This is a genomic window from Chitinimonas sp. BJB300 (assembly GCF_002735695.1).
Classification (GTDB): domain Bacteria; phylum Pseudomonadota; class Gammaproteobacteria; order Burkholderiales; family Chitinimonadaceae; genus Chitinimonas.
Window position 1 is genome coordinate 1 of sequence record NZ_PDZH01000061.1, and the last position, 20386, is coordinate 20386.

Genomic DNA, 20386 nt, shown 5'->3' on the forward strand with positions numbered 1-20386 from the left:
GTCATGCCCGCTCGCCCTGCTCGGCAGCGCCTTCTATCCGGTTCTTGTCCATCGGCTCGCGGTTTACGATCCACGCTTCCTTCCCACGCTCGGTCGCCCTCACGCAGTTGCGCTTCACTTCGTTCGCGGTGATCAACTTACGGCGGGACTTCCACCCGCAGGAGTGCGCCCATGCTGGGCGCACATGAAAACGGTGTGGCCTAGGCCACACCGTTTTTTTTTCAGCATCTACTTAATAATGTAGAAATTCGAGTTGAATCAGGAACAATTCTTATCGATTAAACTACGCAGCCCAAAAGATGCCTCAGATTTGTTGATTCTCTTGACGCCGTTTCCAGCGTCAATCAACAGGTCGATTCTTTGAAGCATGTCGCCGTTGGCTAACGTAGCATAATAAGTAGCGGTAGGGCCATCCACCGGAGCGATCTGGGTTTCAAATGGACCTCTGCTTGCAAAAGACATGACCCTTTTTAAGTCGCCCGTTAGGGAGATATTCTTTGTATTGACTACTTGGACTCCAAGTGAGCTATGCGTAAGGACCACTTTATTTGCATAAATCTCGCAATTGGAGGATGTGCTAGGCATGCCGTAGCCTGAGTTGGTGGTTTTACTTAGCAATACCCCATCATAAGCAAATGACGTCATTGAAATAAGTGCACTAATAATAGCAGCAGCTTTAACCATAAAAGTCTCCAAGTTGGCGTGTTGTTCATTCAAATAAAGAACCAGCTTCGTTTATTAATAGACATCTCCGCTTTTAAAGCCGCAAGACAAGCAGGGCTAATGCTTTTTAAAAAAGCACCAAAGCAAAAAGCCAACCAACAAACCAAGCCAATTAATTTTGTTACAGATGACGAGCAGGCCTCAAGACATAGTCGAGGCGTTATTTTGGCTAGCCTAACGATTCAATTTTGAGAAAAGCTTTTTTAGCAAGTGAGATTATCCATTGCGAAGAGCGCCTGCGAAAGGCAATGACAACGGCCGCTATATTACGCTGATGACAGCGCATCAAAAATAGGTAATTGATTGGCGCAACATAAATACAACAAGGGGCAGACAATAATAACCCTGCGATACTTTTTATTTTGTGGTGCATCAAAGAATATTCAGACCGTTAGTATTTCCGCAATTTATTAAAAATAACTTTTGGTTTCTATCCTCGATTAGCAAGATAGACGTAATAACCGATTATTTGACCAGGGCACCTGAATATTTGCCGCAGGCGTACTGCTTTGCCGTCAAGAGCGGCAAGCTTTGCCGCCGATAGGATGAGGTAGGAGCGCTGGATTTGGTCTGGTGATGGATGCGTAAGGCCGGCAGTCTGTGGCACACAGTGTGCTTTAAGCTTGCTGTCCGATGTCGCTGGTGACACCGAATCTGACTAAGCGAGACTAGCCATGTTGTCCAATATCAATAGCTACTTTGCTTCCAACGAGACCGCGATGAAGTTGCGCTCGGCCCGGCAGGAAGTCATCGCCAGCAACATCGCTAATGCAGATACCCCCGGCTATAAGGCACGCGATATTGATTTTGCGGCGGCATTCAGTAATGCCACTGCCGCACAACGCAACGCCAGCCTGGATATGCGGCGCACAGACAGCCGCCACCTCACCAGCAAAAGCCACAATGCCTTGGAAGCGGCGCTGATGTATCGCAACGATATGCAGCCTTCCATCGATGGCAATACGGTAGATATGAATACCGAAATGAGCAATTTCACTGATAACGCAATGCGCTATCAAGCCAGCCTGACCTTCATGCAGCAACGCATCACCGGCATGAAGTCGGCCTTGCAGTCGCAATAAGCATCGGTTCGGGGAAAGAGGAGCGCTCACCATGTCTCTGTTTCGTGTATTCGATATTGCCGGCTCTGCCATGACAGCACAGTCAGTTCGCCTCAACACCACCGCCAGCAATTTGGCCAATGCCGAGAGCGCGACCAGCTCAACCGGGCAGCCTTATCGCGCCAAGCAAGTTGTGTTTAGCGCGGCACAGATCAGCCCACAGGCAGCAGGGGTAAAAGTTGCCGCGATCTCAGAAGACCAAAGCCCGGCACGGTTGGTCTACGCCCCACAAAATCCGTTGGCCGATGCCACAGGCTATATCGCGATGCCCAACGTGAATGTGGTGGAAGAAATGACCAATATGATTTCGGCGTCACGCTCCTACCAGACCAATGCCGACATGATGAACACTGCCAAGACCTTGCTGCAACGCACGCTGCAACTCGGCACCGTCTGATTTGAAGGGGAAGCGCGATGAATACTGTTACGACACTATCCAACTCGTCCGATCTGTATGACCGCATCAATGCGGCCAACCAGAGCAGCAGCACTGGCACCGGTAAAAGCGCGACCAAGACCAAAGCCGAAGAAACACAGGATCGCTTCCTCAAGTTGTTGATGACCCAATTGCAAAACCAAGACCCGATGAACCCCATGGACAGTGCACAAAGCACAACCCAACTGGCGCAGATCCAGATGGTGACGGGGATCGACCAACTGAATACCAGCATGGGTTCGCTATCGAGTAACTATCAGGCGGGTTTATCCGTCCAGGCGGCCGGTTTGGCTTCGTCGCTGATTGGCCACGAGGTTTTGGCGCCCGGGCAAAAGTTCAGCTTTGATGGCACCACAGCGCGTGAAGGGCGGGTGATCGTGCCGGAGAAGTCGGGCGCCGTGACAGTGTCAATCTACAACGTCAATGGCGTGAAGGTCGATGAAATCGCGTTGGGCGAACCCAAGGAAGGCATGAGCGAAGTGAGCTGGGATGGTACAGACGGGCTGGGTAACAAAGTGCCTGCCGGTACTTACAAAATGGTGGCGACCAGTACCGATGCAAAAGGCACCAGCACCGAGCTGAAGAGCTATGTTCCCGCAAAAGTGGAAAGCATTGATTTGTCTGGCGGCAACTTGAAATTGACAGTGAAGGACAATGGCAGCATGTCGTTGAGCGAGGTTATCCGGATCAGTTAAGTAGGTTGTTGATATTGGTAGCTTGATAGCCGGGCACGGGCACGCAGCAGCATTTCAGGAGAAGCACCATGGGATTCCAACAAGGTTTGAGCGGCTTAAACTCCGCCTCCAAGTTCCTCGACGTCGTGGGCAACAACGTCGCCAATGCGAATACCGTGGGTTACAAGGGCTCGCGTGCCGAATTCGCTGATATCTATGCCAACACGCTGGCGGCGTCCAATGTACAAGTAGGTATTGGTGCCCGGACTTCCAATGTTGCTCAGCAGTTCAACCAGGGTAACGTCACAAGCACTAACAACCCGCTCGATATCGCCATCCAGGGTAATGGTTTTTTCCGGTTGATCGACCCGGCAGGCACCTACAGCTACAGCCGCAATGGGCAATTCCAGTTGGATAGAGAAGGCTATATCGTAAACAGCGGCCAGAAATTGGCGGGCTACGTGGCCAACAGCGATGGCCAACTGGTGACTGGTGCGACACCGACAGCGCTTCAAATACAGACAGCGAATATCGGTGCACAGGCAACCGGCGGCTCCACGTTGGCCAATGCTGGTCTAAGCCTAGGGATGAATCTTGATGCCCGCTCACCGATTGTTACCCGCGGGACAAGCACCGTTTCCATCAACGGTATGCAACTCGACAGCGCTGCAGCAATCGGCGCTACAACGGCTTATCAGACACGTGTGGCTGATTCAACCGGACAGTTTCATACCATGGATGTACTGCTGACTAAGGTTGCCGCCAACACCTGGGCTGCTTCGACGCGACTCGATGGCGGCGGCGTCTTTTCCCCTACGGCAACGCCGCTGGTATTTACCGCGGGTGGGCAGTTGCAATCGGGTTCGACCCAGGCGGTTTCCTATCCGATCAGTTCACCAGCTCCGGCTTATGGCACGACGCCATTCAACTTCAACCTGAACTTTTCTGGGGCGCAAGAAACCGCGACCCCTGCGCCAGGTTCTGTGACGGTCAACGATACCGGCGCACAAAATACAACCATCGCCGTCAGCAGCTCCAACCTTGATGCGGCCGACCCGGTAGGTACGCCCCACATTTATTCTGGCCAGTTCCGCGACCCGAATGGCGTCGTACACGCCATCGATATCCAACTGACCAAGACAGCTGCAAATACATGGGGAACCACCTATAGCATCGATGGTGGCGCGGCAGTCTCAACGGCACCCGATGGTTCGGCATTGCCACCATTGCTATTCAATACCAACGGTCAACTTATTGGTGGATCACCTGTTCCCGCCAGCTTTACTTTTCCCGCCGCCGGCAGCCAGCCTGGCGGCAGTATGACTTTCAAGATCAATCTTAGTGGGGTAACCCAGCAAGCCTCCGCCTTTACTGCAGGTACGGTAGAGACCCGCAGCACACCTCCCATCGTGGCGTCGGACCCTACCAGCTATACCCATTCGACCTCCGCCACGGTATATGACTCGCAAGGCGTTTCACACACACTCACCTTTTATTTGACCAAGGTGGCGGTGAACGCCTGGGAAGTACAAACCAGTTTTGATGGCAGTGCACCGGTGACGCAACCTGGTTACGTGACCTTTGATGCCTCCGGCAAGATGGTGGGTGGCGCACAGTTTGCTTATGCTTCACCAGTGCCCTCGCCAAGTGGTGCGCAAACGCCCTTGGCGTTTACCACCTACTTCAATGGCACCACGCAGTTTGGTAATCAGTTTGGTGTGAACAAGCTTACTCAGGATGGCTATGCGGACGGTAGCATCACAGGTTTAAGCATTGGCAAAGACGGCATCATTCAGGGCCGTTATTCCAATGGGCAGAACCGTCTGATTGGCCAGATCACACTGTATAACTTTGCCAACCCGCAAGGCTTGCAGCCATTAGGCGACAACCGCTGGGCCGAGAGCTATGCCTCTAACCAGGCACGGCTGGGGACACCCGGGTCATCGGACTTTGGCACGTTGCAGTCTGAGTCGGTAGAGGACTCGAATATTGACCTGACCAAGGAATTGGTCGACATGATTACTGCGCAGCGGACCTATCAAGCCAATGCGCAGACAATCAAGACGCAGGACTCAGTTCTGCAAACGCTGGTGAACCTGCGCTAAGTAGAAAGCGGCAATTAAAGCCGGCAGATGCTGCCGGCACCGCTCTCAGCCTTGCGCCAAGGAGCGGTGAAGATGGACAGACTGATCTACGTGGCCATGACAGCAGCCAAGCAGGCCACCATGCAGCAAGCCACAGTTGCCAACAATCTCGCCAATGCCACCACGCCCGGTTTCAAGCAGGAACTAGCCGCCTACCGTGCCGTACCAGCCGTAGGTGGGGCTGGTTATCAAAGCCGCGCCTTCGTCGTCGAACAAACCACCGGTTCTGATTTCACACCAGGCACCTTGCAAACCACCGGGCGCGAGTTGGATGTTGCTGTCACCACCGAAGGAATGTTTGCGGTGCAGACTAGCAATGGTGAAGCCTATACGCGCAACGGTAGCCTGTCGATCGATGCGACAGGCCTGCTGAAAACACGTGAGGGGTTGCCGGTGCTGGGCGATGGTGGGCCGATCGTTCTCCCTCCTGACAGCATCATCACCTTTGGCAAGGATGGCACCGTCAGCGCCGCCCCAATCGCCGATCCGGCCCAGACCAATGAGATCGGCCGAATGAAGCTTGTCAAACCCAATGAGCGAGACCTGGAACGCGGGAGTGACGGGCTATTCCGGCCACGTGATGGCCAACCCTTGCAAGTGGATGCTGCCGTACAAGTCACCAATGGCATGTTGGAGGCGAGCAATGTCAATTCGGTGGAGCAATTGGTAAAAATGATCGATTACCAGCGCCATTACGACTTGCAGGTACGAATGTTGCAAACAGCAGATCAGAACGCGCGTGCCGCTGCCCAGATACTGACGATGAGTTGATTTGGCCGGCAATAAACGACTACGACCAGCAAGAAACCGGAAAGGATTGCCGCTATGATGCGCTCTCTGTGGGTTGCCAAGACAGGCATGGACGCGATGCAGATGAATATCGACGTCATCTCGCACAACCTGGCCAACGTCAATACCAATGGTTTCAAGCGTAGCCGGCCTGTTTTTGAAGACCTTCTGTACCAAACCATACGCCAGCCTGGTGGCGCCACCAGCCAGCAGACCCAACTACCTACGGGGCTTCAGCTGGGCACTGGTGTCAAACCGGTGGCGACCGAGCGCATTCATACCCAGGGTAATTTGCAACTTACCGAAAGCCCGTTTGATGTCGCCATCAATGGCAGCGGGTTTTTTCAGATTGAAATGCCCGATGGCACGATAGGCTATACCCGCGATGGTGCATTTCAGCTGAATAACCAGGGTGTGCTGGTGACGGCAGAGGGGTATCCGGTCTCGGGCAACATCACCGTGCCGCAAAATACGTTGCGCTTTGGCGTCAGCAGGGACGGGGTGGTCACTGCGCTGCAAGCCGGCCAAACCCAGGCGACCCAGATCGGGAATATTCAGCTGGCCACCTTCATCAATACGGCTGGCCTACAAAGCGTGGGCGAGAACCTCTACCTCGAAACGTCGGCATCAGGTGCACCGCAGGTCAGCGACCCTGGCCAGAATGGAGCGGGTGTGCTGAATCAGCAATATGTTGAAACCTCTAACGTCAACATCACGGAAGAATTGATCAACATGATTCAGGCCCAGCGCGCCTTCGAGATCAACTCACGCTCAATCCAGACTTCGGATCAGATGTTGCAGAAACTGACACAACTGTAGTCAGGCTAGAGTAATGGCGCATTTGCTTGGGCTATAACGCCAAACGGTAAGACACCGCCGGGCAGCATAAGCCAGCTTGCAATTCCGGGTAACAGCGGCAACCAAAGAATAGCCGCGGCCCGACAACCATGGCCCTGACAGGAGAAACGCCATGATCCGCTCAATCCTCCTTTGCGGCAGCCTTATGCTGCTGACTGCTTGCGCCAACCATCTGCCACCCACCATCGTCAGCCAGCCGACCAGCTGGCACCCTGCGACTGTTCAGACAGCTGCCGCTGCTAACGGATCGATATTCCAGGCCGGCAGCGCACGTATGTTGCTGGAAGATCCGACCGCCAGGCGGGCAGGGGATATTGTCACGATTCGTATCCAGGAGCAGGTCACCGCCAGCACAACCAGCGCCAGCAAAGCCGACCGAAGCGCGGAAAACAAGATTGAGCTGGGCACCAACTCTAACTTCTTCGACAAGCTGTTGGGTGGGCTTGGTTTGGATATCAAAGCCAGCAGTAAACACGATGGCAGCGGCACCGCCAATTCACGTAACAGCTTCACTGGGGATATCTCCGCCCAGGTTGTGGATGTGTTGGCGAATGGCAATCTGGTGATCGCCGGTGAGAAGCAGGTCAACATTCGTGGCGAGGTCAGTTACTTGCGTATCTCCGGCATTGTGAGCCCAGCCGATATCACCACTGGCAATGTGGTATTGTCGACGAAGGTGGCCGAGGCCAGGATTGAAGAGGTCGGCAGCGGCACTGTCGCGACCGCTACCAACGCAGGCTGGCTGCAGCGGTTCTTCTTCAGCGTCCTACCTTTCTAAACTGATCATGCGTATTCGCCTTACTATTCGTCTGTTGATCTGTTCGGTGCTGGTGTTTGCGAGTTTTTCTGCACAAGCGCAAAAATTGAAGGAACTGGTCAGTGTGGGCGGCGTGCGGAATAACCAGCTGCTTGGCTATGGCTTGGTGGTAGGCTTGGACGGAAGCGGCGACCAGACCAGCCAAACGCCTTTTACAACCCAAAGCTTGACCAATATGTTGCAGCAACTGGGCGTGACGTTGCCTGCTGGCACAAAGCTGCAACTTAAGAACGTTGCGGCAGTAAGCCTGACGGCCAATCTGCCGGCCTTTTCCCGTATCGGGCAAAGTATTGATGTCGTTGTCTCTTCAATGGGTAATGCAAAAAGCCTGCGTGGCGGCACCTTGTTGATGAGCCCGCTAAAAGGTGCCGATGGCCGCATTTATGCTGTAGCGCAAGGTAATGTGATTGTCGCCGGTGCGGGTGCCGCGGCAGGCGGGTCCAGTACCCAGGTCAACCAACTTTCTGTCGGGCGCATTCCCGATGGCGCAACGGTGGAACGAGAAGTACCGGGCGGCGTAGGGGCTGGGGAGAACATTACCCTGGCGCTCAATAATGCCGACTTCAGCACGGCCAATCGTGTTGCCCAGGCGATCAATGCCAATATGGGCAGCAATACAGCACGGGCGTTGGATGCCCGCACCATCCAAGTTCAAGCGCCACAGGACCCTGATGGCCGCGTCGCCTTCATGGCCAAGATGGAAAACCTCTCGGTTACGCCCGAGGAAGCCCTGCCCAAGGTGGTAATCAATGCCCGTACGGGTTCGATAGTTATGAACCGGGCGGTAACGTTAGAACCTTGCGCCATTTCGCATGGCAATCTCACAGTCACCATCACAGCCAGCAATGATGTCAGCCAGCCCAAGCCGCTGTCTAACGGCACCACCACGCCTGTGCAGAACGCGACGGTGGATATCAAGGCAGAGAAGGGCGGCGTCACCACTATTTCCAAAAGCGTTTCACTCAATGAAGTTGCGCGGGCGCTGAATAAGATCGGCGCAACACCGCAAGACTTGCTGGCCATTTTGCAGGCGATGAAAGCCGCTGGTGCACTTAAGGCCGAGTTGGAAGTCATTTGATCTTCGCCACAAACAACAGATAAAGGGCGCTCCAGCGCTCTTTATCTTGCCTGCTGCTTACCCCAGTTGTTGAGTGAGAGCGGCATTGCCGCCTGATTGTCCCGGTTATTCTTGCCGCGCCGGCAAATTCTTGCCGCCCTCCTTGTAAAAAAATACCTGTTTTTTCCAATAAAATCATACAGATAAGTCAATGGCACGCTCTCTGCTTTTACCTCTTCGACGCATACCAATCGAATCGGGTAAAGCATCATGCAAGTTGCTAATTCTTCTGCCAATGCCTCGCTAAACGCAAAGTTGGCGATTGACGCCCAAGCGGTTGGCGACCTCCGAAGCAAGCTTGCCCGCGACCCCAAAGGGGCTGCGCGCGATGTCGCCAGTCAGTTCGAGAAGATGTTTCTCGATATGGTGATGAAGTCGATGCGCCAAGCCACACCCAAGTTCGATGAGCTGAATAGCGATACGGTCGGCATGTTTCAAGGCATGTATGACCAGCAACTCTCGCAGAACCTGACATCCGGCACAGGCCTTGGCCTTGCTGACATGATTACTGCGCAGCTGGAGAAGATGACCAGCAACACGCTGCAAACGCCGCTGAAACGCCCTGCCAGTTCCACGTTCGGCTCCCCAGGCATCAAGGCGATTACGTCTCCCACCCAAGCCGAGACAGGTACAAGCAGCGCCGATGACTTCATCGCCACTGTAGGCACGGCCGCTGTTGGGGCAGCCCAGGCCATGGGGTTGTCCCCCCACCTGATGCTGGCGCATGCCGCGTTGGAAACCGGATGGGGCAAGAAACCCATTACCGATAGCGCTGGCAACAACACCCACAACTTGTTCGGCATCAAGGCCGGCAAGGATTGGAAGGGTAAGACCGCCGACATCGTCACCACCGAATACGTGGATGGCAAAGCACAAAAACGGGTGGAAACCTTTCGTGCCTATGACAGCTATACCGCCGCCTTCAATGACTATGGCCAGCTCTTGAGCAAGCGCTATGGCGATGCGGCACAAGCCGGCGGCAATGCCAAGGTATTCGCCACAGAACTGCAAGAGGGCGGGTACGCAACCGACCCCAGCTACGCAAAAAAACTGGCCCGAGTGGCCGAGCACCCGGCGCTGAAGGCTTATCGCGCTACGGCTTGATAAAAGCAACTTGACGCCGGCAAACACGGTGGGAGTAGGGAATCATGGGCAATAGCATCTATGGCATCGCAATATCAGGTCTGAATGCGGCGCAGGTCGCGCTCAATACAGCCAGCCACAATATCGTCAACGCCAATACCCCCGGCTATAACCGTCAGAAGATCGACCAGGCGGCGACTGCCCCGCAGCCCTCTGGCGGGGGCTTTGTTGGCCGGGGTGTTGAAATAACCGGGATCAGCCGGATCTACGACGCTTTCATCGGGCGTCAGGTGCAAATCGCCAAGGCGCAGGACGGTTATCTGACTGGCCAGCTATCGCATCTGTCCGACCTGGATAACCTGATGGCCGACCCCTCCGCAGGGTTCTCTCCCTCCTTGCAGGACTTTTTTACCGGCGTCCAGACCGTTGCCAAGAGCCCAAAGGATGTCTCCGCCCGGCAATCGTTGATTGGTTTGGCGCAGTCGATGATCACCAAGATGCATACGGTAAACGAACGTATGCAGGTGCTGCGTGATGACGTGAATACCGAGATCACCTCCTCGGTTGCGAATATCAATTCGATTACGAACCAGATCGCTGCGTTGAATGATCAGATCATTCTTGTCAGCGGGGTAAATGGCCAGAATCCACCGAATGACCTGCTTGACCAACGCGACCAGCTTGTCAAAGACCTCAATGGCTATGTGAAGGCGACGGTCGTCAAGCAGTCCGATGGTAGTTACAACGTGTTTATCGGCAATGGCCAGAATCTGGTTGTGGGCAGCCAAGCCTTCACGCTGGGTTCCATCGCATCAGTTGATGACCCCTCCCGGCTACAGGTCGCCTACCAACAGTTCGGCGCAACGGTGGTGATTCCCGATAACCTAATTACCGGCGGCTCGCTTGGCGGCGTATTGGAATTTCGCGCCAAGGCATTGGACGAAACCCAAAATGCGCTGGGCCGAATTGCCATTGCACTAGGGCAGACGGTCAATAACCAGCACCGTAGCGGGCAGGATCTAAACGGCCAGTATGGCGGCAACTTCTTCCAGTTTCCGGTGGAGCAGATCAATGCTCAGTACAACCTGGGTGCCAATGGCCGCACGATGACGGCAGAACTCGCGTCTGCGCTGCCTTATATCGAAAGTGACTACAACGTCGCTTTCGATGGCACGAACTATACGATTACCCGCATGACGGATGGCCAGACGAGCACCGTAGCCCCAGCCTCGGTACTGGCTGCAGGCGGTCAATTGGCCTTTGGTGTGCGCTTTCACCTTGATGGCAATCTGGCCGCCGGAGAAAACTTCGGTGTGAGCTTCCGGCCAGCTGCGTCACACGTACTGGCAAGTTCTAAAAATACTGGCGATGCGGATTTGCAGGTTTCGATCAGCAGTGTAGGCGCGCTTACCAGTAGCGATTACGAGTTGACTGTGGACAAGATCGACGACCCCAGCACCGTAGGTGTGCAAGAGGATACTTATACCCTTTTGCGCAAGAGCGATGGCATGATCACCCGCATCAATGGCACACAGTGGGCTACGCCGCCGGTTGTGGTGGATGGCATGGAATTTCGCTTAAATGGTGGGACGTTTAAAGCTGGTGACCGTTTCACGATCCAGCCAACACGAGACTTTGCCGAGAATATGTCGGTGATGATTACCGATACAGCAAAGATTGCCGCAGCAGCCCCAATCCGCACTTCAGCAGATGCGGTACGCATCGTCACCTCGGGCGTGCTGACCAATACTGGTACCGGCGCAATCAATACCATCACCAATTCGCTGAACGCCAACGGTGGTACAACAGCCAAGAAGATCGAAATCGTCTTCACCGGCCCGGCAACCTACGACATACGGGATGCCGGCACGGGCGTAGTCCTGGCGGGCAACCAGCCGTATACCACCGGCGGGAATATTACTTACAACGGCTGGACAGTGCAGATTTCTGGCTCGCCAAATACTGGCGACCGATTTGTGATTGAGCCTCGCCGCAATACTGGCAGTGCCACCATCTCGGCCGGTACCGTCAACTCGGCACCGGTCAATATCAACCTCAAGAACCCGGTTGCCGTTCAGTTCCTTTCCTCCGCCAGCTATCAGCTGGTCGACCCCACCAACGGTAATGTATTGCAAGCAGCGCAGCCTTATACGTCGGGTTCGAATATCAGCTTCAATGACTGGACAGTCAGCGTGAGCGGCGTACCTGCAACCGGCGACACCTTCTTGATTGAAGCTAATACCGGCGGTACTGCAGATGCTCGGAATATATTGGCGATTGGGCAACTGCAAACCATGAATACCATGGTGGGCGGCACCAGTAGTTTCCAAGGCTCTTATAGCAAGATGGTTGCAGATGTGGGTGTCAGGACCAACCAGGTCAAGATCAATCAGAAAGCCCAAGCTTCGTTGCTGCAACAGGCAGAGACCAAGCAACAACAGCTTTCCGGTGTCAATCTGGATGAAGAAGCCGCAAATCTGCTGAACTTCCAGCAGGCTTATCAGGCTGCCAGCCGCACTATTCAGATTGCTCAAAAAGCATTCGAAGAAGTACTGAACATCGGCCGTTAAGCAACGCTTCAGTACCCAAGCAGGAGTAGAAAATCATGCGCGTCTCCAGCAATATCATCTACCAGCAAAGTGTTTTCAATCTAGGCAATCGTCAGTCAGACTTAACGACTTTGCAAAACCAACTCTCAACGGGCCGCCGCATTCTTTCTCCCTCCGACGACCCCGTTGCTTCTGCGCGCTCGCTTAATTTACAGCAGTCCACCATCCAAAATGAGCAGTACATCAACAATGTACAATATGGACGTGGGGCACTGTCGTTGGCTGAGGGTAACCTCCGGCAGGTAACCAGTACGATTCAGGAAATTCAAAAGCTGGCAGTGCAATCGGGCAGCCCCGCTTTGACATCCGCTGAAAAGAAAATGATCGAGGCCGATATCCGCGGCAAATACCAAGAACTCATCGGCTTGGCGAATTCCACTGACGGCAACGGCCTGTATTTATTCTCTGGTTATAAAGGAGATACCAAGCCTTTCAATGAACTGGCCTATGGCAATGTGCGCTATGACGGTGATCAAGGCCAGCGTAATCTCCAGATTTCAACCTCTCGGCAGATCTCGGTGTCTGATGCGGGTTCCGAGATATTTATCAAGATCAACGACGGTAATGGGACATTTACTACCAGCATGATGGGCAATGCCGGCGGCACGAATCTCGGTACAGGCGTGATCAGCCCGGGCGTGGTAACCGACCCGGTAAAATGGACCAATACCAATAATAATGAACGTTATCGGATTCAGTTCCACGTTGTACCTGATCCAGTCGATGCTTCTAAGAACATTACCAGCTACGACATCATTGATAACGACACGACCTCGGCGAATTACAATCGGTCGTTGATTGATGGCTATAACTACACCACCAGTACTCCTGCGGGTGGCCGTACCGACACGGTTGCGAATCCCAATGCCTTCCCGCGGCGTTATACCTCCGGCTCCGATATCCTGTTCTCGCAGCAGACAGGAGAAGCAACCCCGCTGTACGCCAATTGGGATTTTGGTGGCAAGCTAAACGTAGAAGGTGTGCCAAAAGATGGTGACAGCTTCAAATTGGAACCCAGCAAATACCAGGACTTATTCACTACCATTGGTGACTTTGCAACCGCGTTGACGAGTTACGCCAATAATTCGGTGTCGGGTGCGGTATTTCAAAATCAGCTGAATACACTGCTGTCGAATATGGATAATTCCTTGAACCAGGTATTAACGGTACAAGCCAATATCGGCGCCAGAATGAATGAAGTGGATGCCGTCGAAACAACCAGTACTGATTTGAACGTGCAGTTCAAAACAACGATATCCAAATTGACTGATTTGGATTATGTATCGGCGATTAGCGATTTTTCATTGACCCAGACTTATCTGGAAGCCGCGCGTAAGTCATTTTCTTCAGTACAAGGGCTTTCGCTGTTTCAATATATCAGTTGAGTGGCGGTACACTATTATCGCGAGTCAGCGGGGCGGGCATTTCCCCGCCCCATTTACTTTATGCCTGATAATTCACCCCACCATCTCCAGACAGGATGAGACATTTCCGACGGGTTGACGGCCTGCCGATGGTGCCGCCAATCTCTACCACTTATCGACTCGATAGTGGTGTATCTGTTTCCCATACGCCTCTCATCACATGGTGACCCTGTGGCAAACACATAGGTTTGCGGCTATCTGTTCGTTTTTAGTCGGCGATTGTCCCGCGCAACCCTAATTACCAGACATTGTCCGTTGCGGATTTCCCGGTCAGCACTGAAGTTTCAATCTGGTATCGTTCGGCTTCGGCGAAAGGACAGTACACCGTCCCCTAGGCTGCCTTCATAGTTCAGTTGCCCTTACATTTTGAATTCTCGCGGTAAGTTATTGAATTAATTCACACGCTAACCGTTGCGCCTGTTTTGATTTTGCAATCTGCGAATTAATCAACCCCCTTTGGAGATTTTTATGGAAGCATGGATACGGCCAATTATTGACCCTATCAACTCTTATTTGTGGGGTTATATATTGGTATATTTGCTGCTGACCGTAGGCGTATTCTTTACATTTCGTTTCAGTTTCTTGCAGTTTCGTTCGCTAAAACGTGCAATGCAGGTCACTTTCATTAAAGCCAAGCCGGACGAAATCAGCCCATTTCAGGCTTTCGCTACCGGGCTCGCCAGCCGCGTAGGCACAGGGAACCTTGCTGGCGTAGCAACCGCTATTAGTTTAGGTGGGCCTGGTGCTATTTTCTGGATGTGGTGCACAGCCTTATTGGGTATGTCCTCCGCATTTGTTGAAGCAACCTTAGCCCAGATTTTTAAAGTCCGTAACGAGGATGCTACCTTTCGGGGAGGGCCCGCCTATTATATTTCACAGGGCCTAGGGTCACGAACATGGGGTGTCGTATTCGCAATCAGTCTATTGGTTGCATTTGGTTTTTCTTTTAATGCACTGCAAAGCAACTCTATCAGTGATGCACTGTACATGGGATTTGGTATTGCGCCCCAGACCTCTGGATATGTCGTAACTATATTAACTGCACTGATTATATTTGGTGGCGCGCACCGTATCGGCAAAGTGGCCGAATGGTTGGTGCCCATTATGGCCACATTGTATTTAATGGTTGCATTTTATGCGCTAGTAACAAACATTGGGCAAATACCCGCTTTGTTCGATTTGATCATTACTAATGCATTTAATGGTCAGGCCGCAGTAGGGGGTGTTGCCGGTGCCAGTATCAAGGCCGCCATGGAAATGGGTGTCAAACGTGGTTTGTTTTCAAATGAAGCAGGCATGGGTAGCGCCCCCAACGCCGCGGCGTCTGCCTCCACTGCACACCCCGTTAATCAAGGGCTATTGCAAATGCTAGGCGTGTTTATCGATACCATCATCATATGTAGCGCCACTGCTTTTGTTATCTTATTGTCGGATGCCTACGTGCCTGGCAGTGGTGTCAAAGGTGCTGCTTTAACACAAGCCGCAGTGAGTTTTCATATTGGTAGCGCAGGTGCTGGATTTATGGCGATCGTGATCTTTATGTTTGCCTTCACCTCGATTCTGGGTAACTACGCCTATGCAGAAAGCAATATGAATTTTATTTATAAAAGCAAAACCGGATTGACGATATTCCGCTTGTTAGTGTTGCTTATGGTACTTTTTGGCTCAACCAGCAGTTTGCCACTGGTGTGGGACATTGCCGATGTTTGCATGGGCGTGATGGTGATCATCAACCTGGTTGCCATTTTGTTTCTATCCAAATTTGCATTGGCTGCTTGGAAAGATTACGGCACACAGCTTAAGGCAGGGGACGAACCTGTATTTAAGAGCAAAACCATTCCAGGTTTGGATGCCAAGCTGCAGGATAATTGCTGGCATTAAAGAGTTGAGCAGATGAATAAAAAGCGGGCCGTATTCGGCCCGCTTTTTATTATAGCCAATTCAAAGATGCTATTTAACTTAATACTGGACCTGCACCGCTTCCCTTCCAAAGTCTTTACGCAAGGAAGTCAGCAGTTCGTCGCGCAGGGTGACTTTCCAGCCTTCGCCCAACGCAATAGCACAGCTGACCTTGTCGCTACGGTACTGAATCCGTATAGGACAGTCGCCGCCACGGTAGGGGTCAAGCAGACGGCGAAGCTGAATCGCATCGGCTTGGCTATTGACGCCCAGACTCAATACCTTGGCGAAACGGCTCCGCGCTTCGGCAAGATCCAGCACACGCTCCGCAATGATGCGCAGCCCACCGCCCCCCCCATAAGTGTCTTCGCTTACTTTGGCTTCGATCACCACCAGTGTGTCTTCACGCAGGGAATGACGGGCTGACTCCAAAGTTTCGGCATACACCATCACATCACGCTTGGTGGTTGCGTCATCCAGTGTGACGAAGGCGATTTTGCCGCGCTGACCAATCTTGGTGCGAATTTCAAGCACCACGCCGGTAATCCATTGCGTACCTTTATTGGGCACTAGCCTTGCCAGTTCGGTCTTTACAAAGCCACGTACAAACTTCGCTTGCGCGGTAAATGGGTGGCCCGACAAATAGAATCCGATCGCCGTTTTTTCTTCGGTTAACTGCGCCGTCTCGGTCCAGCGTGGTACTTCAACCAACTGCATGACATGTTCGGGTTCGGGCTCAAACGCATCAAACAGCCCACCTTGATGGATGTTGGCAGAAGCCTGCTCTGCAGCTTCCAATGCCATGCCCACACTGGCCAACAGGCTGGCGCGATGATCGCACAAAGCATCAAAAGCACCGCCCCGGATCAAGGCTTCAATGACCCGTCGATTAACAATACGCTTGTCTGTACGATGGCAGAAATCAAACAGGTCTTTGAACGGACCGGTCTTTTCGCGCACCGAAATAATATATTCAACCGCAGCTTCCCCCGTACCCTTGATGGCACCCAGTGCGTAGCGAATCTCATCGCGCGATACCGGCAGGAAACGGTACACACTGTGGTTCACATCCGGCGGCAGGAACTTGAGTTTGTTGAAAACGCAATCATCGTAGAACACTTTGAGCTGGTCAGTATTGTCCAGTTCGGTCGACATGGTGGCCGACATATAGGCGGCACAGTGGTGCGCTTTCAACCACGCCGTATGGTAAGCCACCAAGGCATAGGCGGCGGCATGCGATTTATTGAAGCCATAGCCGGCGAATTTCTCCATATAGTCGAAGATTTCATTGGCCTTGGCTTCCGATATTTGCTGCTTGGCCGCCCCTTCAACAAACATGGCCCGTTGCGCCACCATTTCTTCTAGTTTTTTCTTACCCATGGCTCGGCGCAACAAATCTGCCCCACCCAGGCTATAGCCGCCACACACCTGCGCGGCCTGCATCACCTGCTCTTGGTAAACCATGATGCCATAAGTCGGCGCAAGCACTGGAGCCAGCAAAGGATGCAGATATTCAAACTTCTCGCCGTGCATACGACGGGTGAAGTCAGGAATCAGGTCCATCGGGCCCGGCCGGTACAGGGCCACAAAGGCGATAATTTCCTCGAACTGCTTGGGCTTGGCATCCACCAGCATTTTCTTCATGCCGGTGGATTCAAACTGGAACACTGCCGTGGTGTTACCTGTGGCAAATATGCGGTATGCCGGAGCATCCTCCAGTGATAACTTGGCGACGTCGATATCTTCGCCGCTCAACTGTTTGATGTACTTTTGCGCCAACTCAATGATGGTGAGGTTACGCAGGCCCAAGAAGTCAAACTTCACCAAACCGGCCTGTTCGACATCATCCTTGTCGAACTGAGAGACTGGCGACGCCCCCTCACCACTCGCGATATACAGCGGGCAGAAGTCGGTCAGCTTGCCAGGCGCAATCAGCACACCGCCAGCGTGCATGCCAATACCCCGTGTCAGGTCCTCCAGCTTCAGAGCCAGCTCCAGCAGTTCACCGGCATCCTCCGCTTCAATCAGCTCACCAATTTGTGGCTCGGCTTCCATGGCTTTGGCCAGCGGCAGGGGTTTGTTGGCTTCAAGGGGGATCAGCTTGGACAGTTTGTCGCACAAGAAAAAGGGCAGGTCGAGCACCCGGCCTATATCGCGTACCACCGACTTGGAAGACATGGTGCCGAAGGTAGCGATCTGACTGACCGCTTCCTCGCCATATTTCTGTCGCACGTATTCAATCACACGCCAACGATTTTCCTGGCAAAAATCCACGTCGAAGTCGGGCATGGATACCCGCTCGGGGTTGAGGAAGCGCTCAAACAGCAGAGCGTATTTGAGCGGGTCCAAATCCGTGATGCTGAGCGAATACGCCACCAACGACCCAGCGCCCGACCCCCGACCCGGCCCCACCGGACAACCATTGGCTTTACCCCACTTGATGAAGTCGGCCACGATCAGGAAGTAACCGGGGAAGCCCATTTTGATGATGGTGTCGCATTCGAATTTCAACCGGACTTCGTATTCAAGCCGTCTAGCTTCGCGCTCTACTGGGTCTGGATAAAGTTGCAACAACCGTTCTTCCAGACCGAGCTTGGACTCGTGTATCAGAAAATCGTCCAAACCCATGCCGTCCGGGGTAGGGAAGAGCGGCAGGAAGTTTTTACCCAACACGATATGCAGATTACAGCGCTTGGCAATCTCCACGGTATTTGCCAGTGCTTCAGGCAGGTCAGCAAACAGGTTTGCCATTTCGTCGGGCGACTTGAAGTACTGCTGTTCGGTATAGCGCTTGGGCCGGCGTTTATCCGCCAGCACATAACCCTCGGCAATGCATGTACGCGCCTCATGCGCCTTGAAATCATCCGGATCAAGGAACTGGATAGGATGGGTAGCGACAACAGGCAGGTCGTAATCCGCCGCCAGCATGAGCGACATTTGCACCACGGCTTCCCAGCGTGGGTCGCCCGTACGTTGCAGTTCCAAATAAAAATTGCCTGGGAACAGACTAATCCACCATTTCACACAGCTTGCGGCGGCTTCCTGGTTCCCATTCAAAATGGCTTGGCCAATATCGCCAAGATGGGCACCCGAAAGGGCGATCAAATCAGCATTGCTGCCTTCAGCAAGCCAAGCGCGTTTCAGTTCCGCCCGGCCGCGGTACTGATTGTGCCGGTATGCCTGAGTGATCAGTTCGCACAGCCGGCCATACCCGGCGCGGTTACGGGCCAGCAGCAAGGCGCGGAAGGGTTTATCGCGGTCGTCTTCATTTTCGATCCAGACATCAACCCCGGCAATCGGTTTGATGCCACTACCCCGGCAGGTCTTATATTGCTTGACCATGCCGAAAAGATTCATCAGGTCGGTGACTGCCACAGCCGGAATGCCAAGCTGTTTGGCGCGTTGCACGGCATCGTCTATGCGGACAATACCGTCGGTGATGGAGTATTCGGAGTGAAGGCGAAGATGGATGAATGCGGGAGACGTCATGGGTGAATTTTACCCCAGCCACCACCACTTTCCACCACATCTGCAGACGGCGAAGCGCATAAAATAACGCTAGACAGATGGTATGCGTAACGGCTAGATACTCAATCCCCCCTCAACACTTGCTGCAGTATTACTCAGACTTGGCGCTACTTGCTCGCTATCTGGAAGCGTGGACTGGGCAAGCACCGGCTTTTCTTCAAGGTCGGCGCGTGCCATTTTCAATAGGGTCAGCATTTCTTCCTGGCTGGCTGTACGGGTGCGAAGCGCTACTAGTTCCAACGCCTGTTCATGCAATCGCGTCCGTTGCTCGTTCAGTGTGCCATCTGCCGCGACGCACCGGGCCTCAAATTGCCTTATACGCTCAGCCAGCGCCGATTGTGCCGTTTCATAGGTGACCACGTTTTGCCGTAGCGTCTCAGCACCGGCCTTTTCAATTCTTTCAATGTCAGCTTCCATACGCCGCATCTCTTTCCTGGCGGCAACCAACTCAGCCGTCTCTTTCGCCAAGGCTTGGTAAAGCTGCGTCAGTTCGTTCTGTTTCACGACCACCGTTTGGTTAAGTGTACGGGCCTCCATCTGCAACTGCTGCACCTGATGCTCATGCCGGCGTTGATCCTGCTCGCGCTGGTCTTTAACCGACTGCCGGTAATGGTCCAGCGCCTCGCGCGCGTGCAGGTGCTTCTCTTCCAGTGACTGCCGATGTGCTTCATTGTCCTTCAGTCGCGCTTCCAGGTTGGCAACTTGCAATGCCAATTGCGTATTGATGGCCATGGCTTTTGCCAATGCCTGCTGTGCATCCGAATGCGCGCTCGTTTCATGGCGAAGCGCCAGTTCAATAGCCTGTATTTGCACGCCCAGGGCGGCATTCTCTGCGCATACCTTTGCCAGCATCTCCTCTTTGAGGCCCATTTCCGCTTCGAAATGCAGACGGCATTCAGCAAGCTTTCTCTCTGCCTCTTCTTTCAGTTGCGATGCCAGACGGCCCACCAAGTCCTGCAAGGCATCGCTCACTGGCATGGCTTGCCTCGCATCTGTACCCGCCTCCGCTTCCAGTTCACGTAGATAACGCTGGATTGTGGTTTTTGAGCCTGTATTGCCTAGCTCAGCACGTACCGCATCAATCGACGGATGCCGCCCCTGCGCAACCAGCCGATCCCGTGCGCTTTGAATTTCAGATTTGAGTACACCGCTACGTGCCATTTG

At 53.4% G+C, this 20386-nt stretch carries 18 protein-coding genes; 14 read left to right on the forward strand and 4 right to left on the reverse strand.

The genetic code is table 11. The annotated features are described in order from the left end of the window. The coding region (locus CSQ89_RS23185; protein ID WP_233203111.1) for a hypothetical protein at positions 1–188 on the forward strand (188 nt) is incomplete at its 5' end. A gap of 70 nt (positions 189–258) precedes the next feature. Here CSQ89_RS23185 and CSQ89_RS11905 read toward each other — a convergent pair. Then, complete coding sequence (locus tag CSQ89_RS11905; protein WP_099406378.1) at positions 259–684, reverse strand: hypothetical protein; 426 nt, start codon at positions 682–684, stop codon at positions 259–261. Positions 685–702: 18 nt separating this feature from the next. Here CSQ89_RS11905 and CSQ89_RS22080 point away from each other — a divergent pair, with 18 nt between their 5' ends. From CSQ89_RS22080 to CSQ89_RS11945, 9 genes are all read left to right on the forward strand, one after another. After that, complete coding sequence (locus tag CSQ89_RS22080; protein ID WP_139022882.1) at positions 703–915, forward strand: hypothetical protein; 213 nt, start codon at positions 703–705, stop codon at positions 913–915. A gap of 482 nt (positions 916–1397) precedes the next feature. Continuing rightward, positions 1398–1805, forward strand: a complete 408-nt coding sequence (gene flgB / locus CSQ89_RS11910) for a flagellar basal body rod protein FlgB (RefSeq protein WP_099406379.1) — start codon at positions 1398–1400, stop codon at positions 1803–1805. A 31-nt stretch (positions 1806–1836) separates the two neighbouring features. Continuing rightward, entirely contained in the window at positions 1837–2241 is a 405-nt protein-coding gene (flgC, locus tag CSQ89_RS11915) for a flagellar basal body rod protein FlgC (protein WP_099406380.1), read from the forward strand. A 17-nt stretch (positions 2242–2258) separates the two neighbouring features. Continuing rightward, entirely contained in the window at positions 2259–2975 is a 717-nt protein-coding gene (locus tag CSQ89_RS11920) for a flagellar hook assembly protein FlgD (RefSeq protein WP_099406381.1), read from the forward strand. A 68-nt stretch (positions 2976–3043) separates the two neighbouring features. After that, positions 3044–5059, forward strand: a complete 2016-nt coding sequence (locus tag CSQ89_RS11925; protein ID WP_099406382.1) for a flagellar hook protein FlgE — start codon at positions 3044–3046, stop codon at positions 5057–5059. Positions 5060–5131: 72 nt separating this feature from the next. Continuing rightward, positions 5132–5869 (forward strand): flagellar basal-body rod protein FlgF, encoded by a 738-nt coding sequence (flgF, locus tag CSQ89_RS11930; protein WP_099406395.1) that lies wholly within the window; start codon positions 5132–5134, stop codon positions 5867–5869. A 54-nt stretch (positions 5870–5923) separates the two neighbouring features. Next, positions 5924–6706 (forward strand): flagellar basal-body rod protein FlgG, encoded by a 783-nt coding sequence (gene flgG, locus CSQ89_RS11935; RefSeq protein ID WP_099406383.1) that lies wholly within the window; start codon positions 5924–5926, stop codon positions 6704–6706. A 151-nt stretch (positions 6707–6857) separates the two neighbouring features. Next, positions 6858–7523 carry a flagellar basal body L-ring protein FlgH gene (locus CSQ89_RS11940; RefSeq protein ID WP_099406384.1) on the forward strand — a complete coding sequence of 222 codons (666 nt, stop codon included), beginning with the start codon at positions 6858–6860 and terminating at the stop codon, positions 7521–7523. Between the two features lie 7 nt (positions 7524–7530). Further along, entirely contained in the window at positions 7531–8640 is a 1110-nt protein-coding gene (locus tag CSQ89_RS11945; RefSeq protein ID WP_099406385.1) for a flagellar basal body P-ring protein FlgI, read from the forward strand. Here the strand turns inward: CSQ89_RS11945 and CSQ89_RS11950 are convergent. Beyond that, the gene (locus tag CSQ89_RS11950; RefSeq protein ID WP_143747068.1) at positions 8633–8818 is read right to left on the reverse strand and encodes a hypothetical protein; all 186 of its coding nucleotides are present in this window, start codon (positions 8816–8818) and stop codon (positions 8633–8635) included. The two genes, CSQ89_RS11945 and CSQ89_RS11950, sit on opposite strands and share 8 nt — an antisense overlap. A 71-nt stretch (positions 8819–8889) precedes the next feature. Between CSQ89_RS11950 and flgJ the strand changes: the two genes are divergently transcribed. The 4 genes from flgJ (at position 8890) to CSQ89_RS11970 (ending at position 15676) form a co-directional block, all read left to right on the forward strand. Continuing rightward, entirely contained in the window at positions 8890–9783 is an 894-nt protein-coding gene (gene flgJ, locus CSQ89_RS11955) for a flagellar assembly peptidoglycan hydrolase FlgJ (protein ID WP_099406387.1), read from the forward strand. 44 nt (positions 9784–9827) lie between these two features. Next, positions 9828–12332 carry a flagellar hook-associated protein FlgK gene (gene flgK / locus CSQ89_RS11960; RefSeq protein WP_099406388.1) on the forward strand — a complete coding sequence of 835 codons (2505 nt, stop codon included), beginning with the start codon at positions 9828–9830 and terminating at the stop codon, positions 12330–12332. A 35-nt stretch (positions 12333–12367) separates the two neighbouring features. Then, entirely contained in the window at positions 12368–13756 is a 1389-nt protein-coding gene (flgL, locus tag CSQ89_RS11965; protein ID WP_099406389.1) for a flagellar hook-associated protein FlgL, read from the forward strand. Between the two features lie 507 nt (positions 13757–14263). After that, positions 14264–15676, forward strand: a complete 1413-nt coding sequence (locus CSQ89_RS11970; protein WP_233203113.1) for an alanine/glycine:cation symporter family protein — start codon at positions 14264–14266, stop codon at positions 15674–15676. A 78-nt stretch (positions 15677–15754) separates the two neighbouring features. Here CSQ89_RS11970 and dnaE read toward each other — a convergent pair whose 3' ends face one another. Next, positions 15755–19183, reverse strand: coding sequence for a DNA polymerase III subunit alpha (gene dnaE, locus CSQ89_RS11975; protein ID WP_099406390.1), 3429 nt, complete (start codon positions 19181–19183; stop codon positions 15755–15757). A 93-nt stretch (positions 19184–19276) separates the two neighbouring features. After that, a complete protein-coding gene (locus CSQ89_RS11980; protein WP_158228981.1) occupies positions 19277–20383 on the reverse strand; it encodes a DNA-binding protein in 1107 nt (368 codons plus the stop codon). Positions 20384–20386 lie beyond the last annotated feature (3 nt).

Excerpts from the sequence above, each read along its gene's own strand:
- CSQ89_RS11905 (WP_099406378.1), bottom strand. The coding sequence starts at position 684 with ATGGTTAAAGCTGCTGCTATTATTAGTGCACTTATTTCAATGACGTCA.
- flgB (WP_099406379.1), top strand. The coding sequence starts at position 1,398 with ATGTTGTCCAATATCAATAGCTACTTTGCTTCCAACGAGACCGCGATG.
- flgC (WP_099406380.1), top strand. The coding sequence starts at position 1,837 with ATGTCTCTGTTTCGTGTATTCGATATTGCCGGCTCTGCCATGACAGCA.
- CSQ89_RS11920 (WP_099406381.1), top strand. The coding sequence starts at position 2,259 with ATGAATACTGTTACGACACTATCCAACTCGTCCGATCTGTATGACCGC.
- CSQ89_RS11925 (WP_099406382.1), top strand. The coding sequence starts at position 3,044 with ATGGGATTCCAACAAGGTTTGAGCGGCTTAAACTCCGCCTCCAAGTTC.
- flgF (WP_099406395.1), top strand. The coding sequence starts at position 5,132 with ATGGACAGACTGATCTACGTGGCCATGACAGCAGCCAAGCAGGCCACC.
- flgG (WP_099406383.1), top strand. The coding sequence starts at position 5,924 with ATGATGCGCTCTCTGTGGGTTGCCAAGACAGGCATGGACGCGATGCAG.
- CSQ89_RS11940 (WP_099406384.1), top strand. The coding sequence starts at position 6,858 with ATGATCCGCTCAATCCTCCTTTGCGGCAGCCTTATGCTGCTGACTGCT.
- CSQ89_RS11945 (WP_099406385.1), top strand. The coding sequence starts at position 7,531 with ATGCGTATTCGCCTTACTATTCGTCTGTTGATCTGTTCGGTGCTGGTG.
- CSQ89_RS11950 (WP_143747068.1), bottom strand. The coding sequence starts at position 8,818 with ATGATTTTATTGGAAAAAACAGGTATTTTTTTACAAGGAGGGCGGCAA.
- flgJ (WP_099406387.1), top strand. The coding sequence starts at position 8,890 with ATGCAAGTTGCTAATTCTTCTGCCAATGCCTCGCTAAACGCAAAGTTG.
- flgK (WP_099406388.1), top strand. The coding sequence starts at position 9,828 with ATGGGCAATAGCATCTATGGCATCGCAATATCAGGTCTGAATGCGGCG.
- flgL (WP_099406389.1), top strand. The coding sequence starts at position 12,368 with ATGCGCGTCTCCAGCAATATCATCTACCAGCAAAGTGTTTTCAATCTA.
- CSQ89_RS11970 (WP_233203113.1), top strand. The coding sequence starts at position 14,264 with ATGGAAGCATGGATACGGCCAATTATTGACCCTATCAACTCTTATTTG.
- dnaE (WP_099406390.1), bottom strand. The coding sequence starts at position 19,183 with ATGACGTCTCCCGCATTCATCCATCTTCGCCTTCACTCCGAATACTCC.
- CSQ89_RS11980 (WP_158228981.1), bottom strand. The coding sequence starts at position 20,383 with ATGGCACGTAGCGGTGTACTCAAATCTGAAATTCAAAGCGCACGGGAT.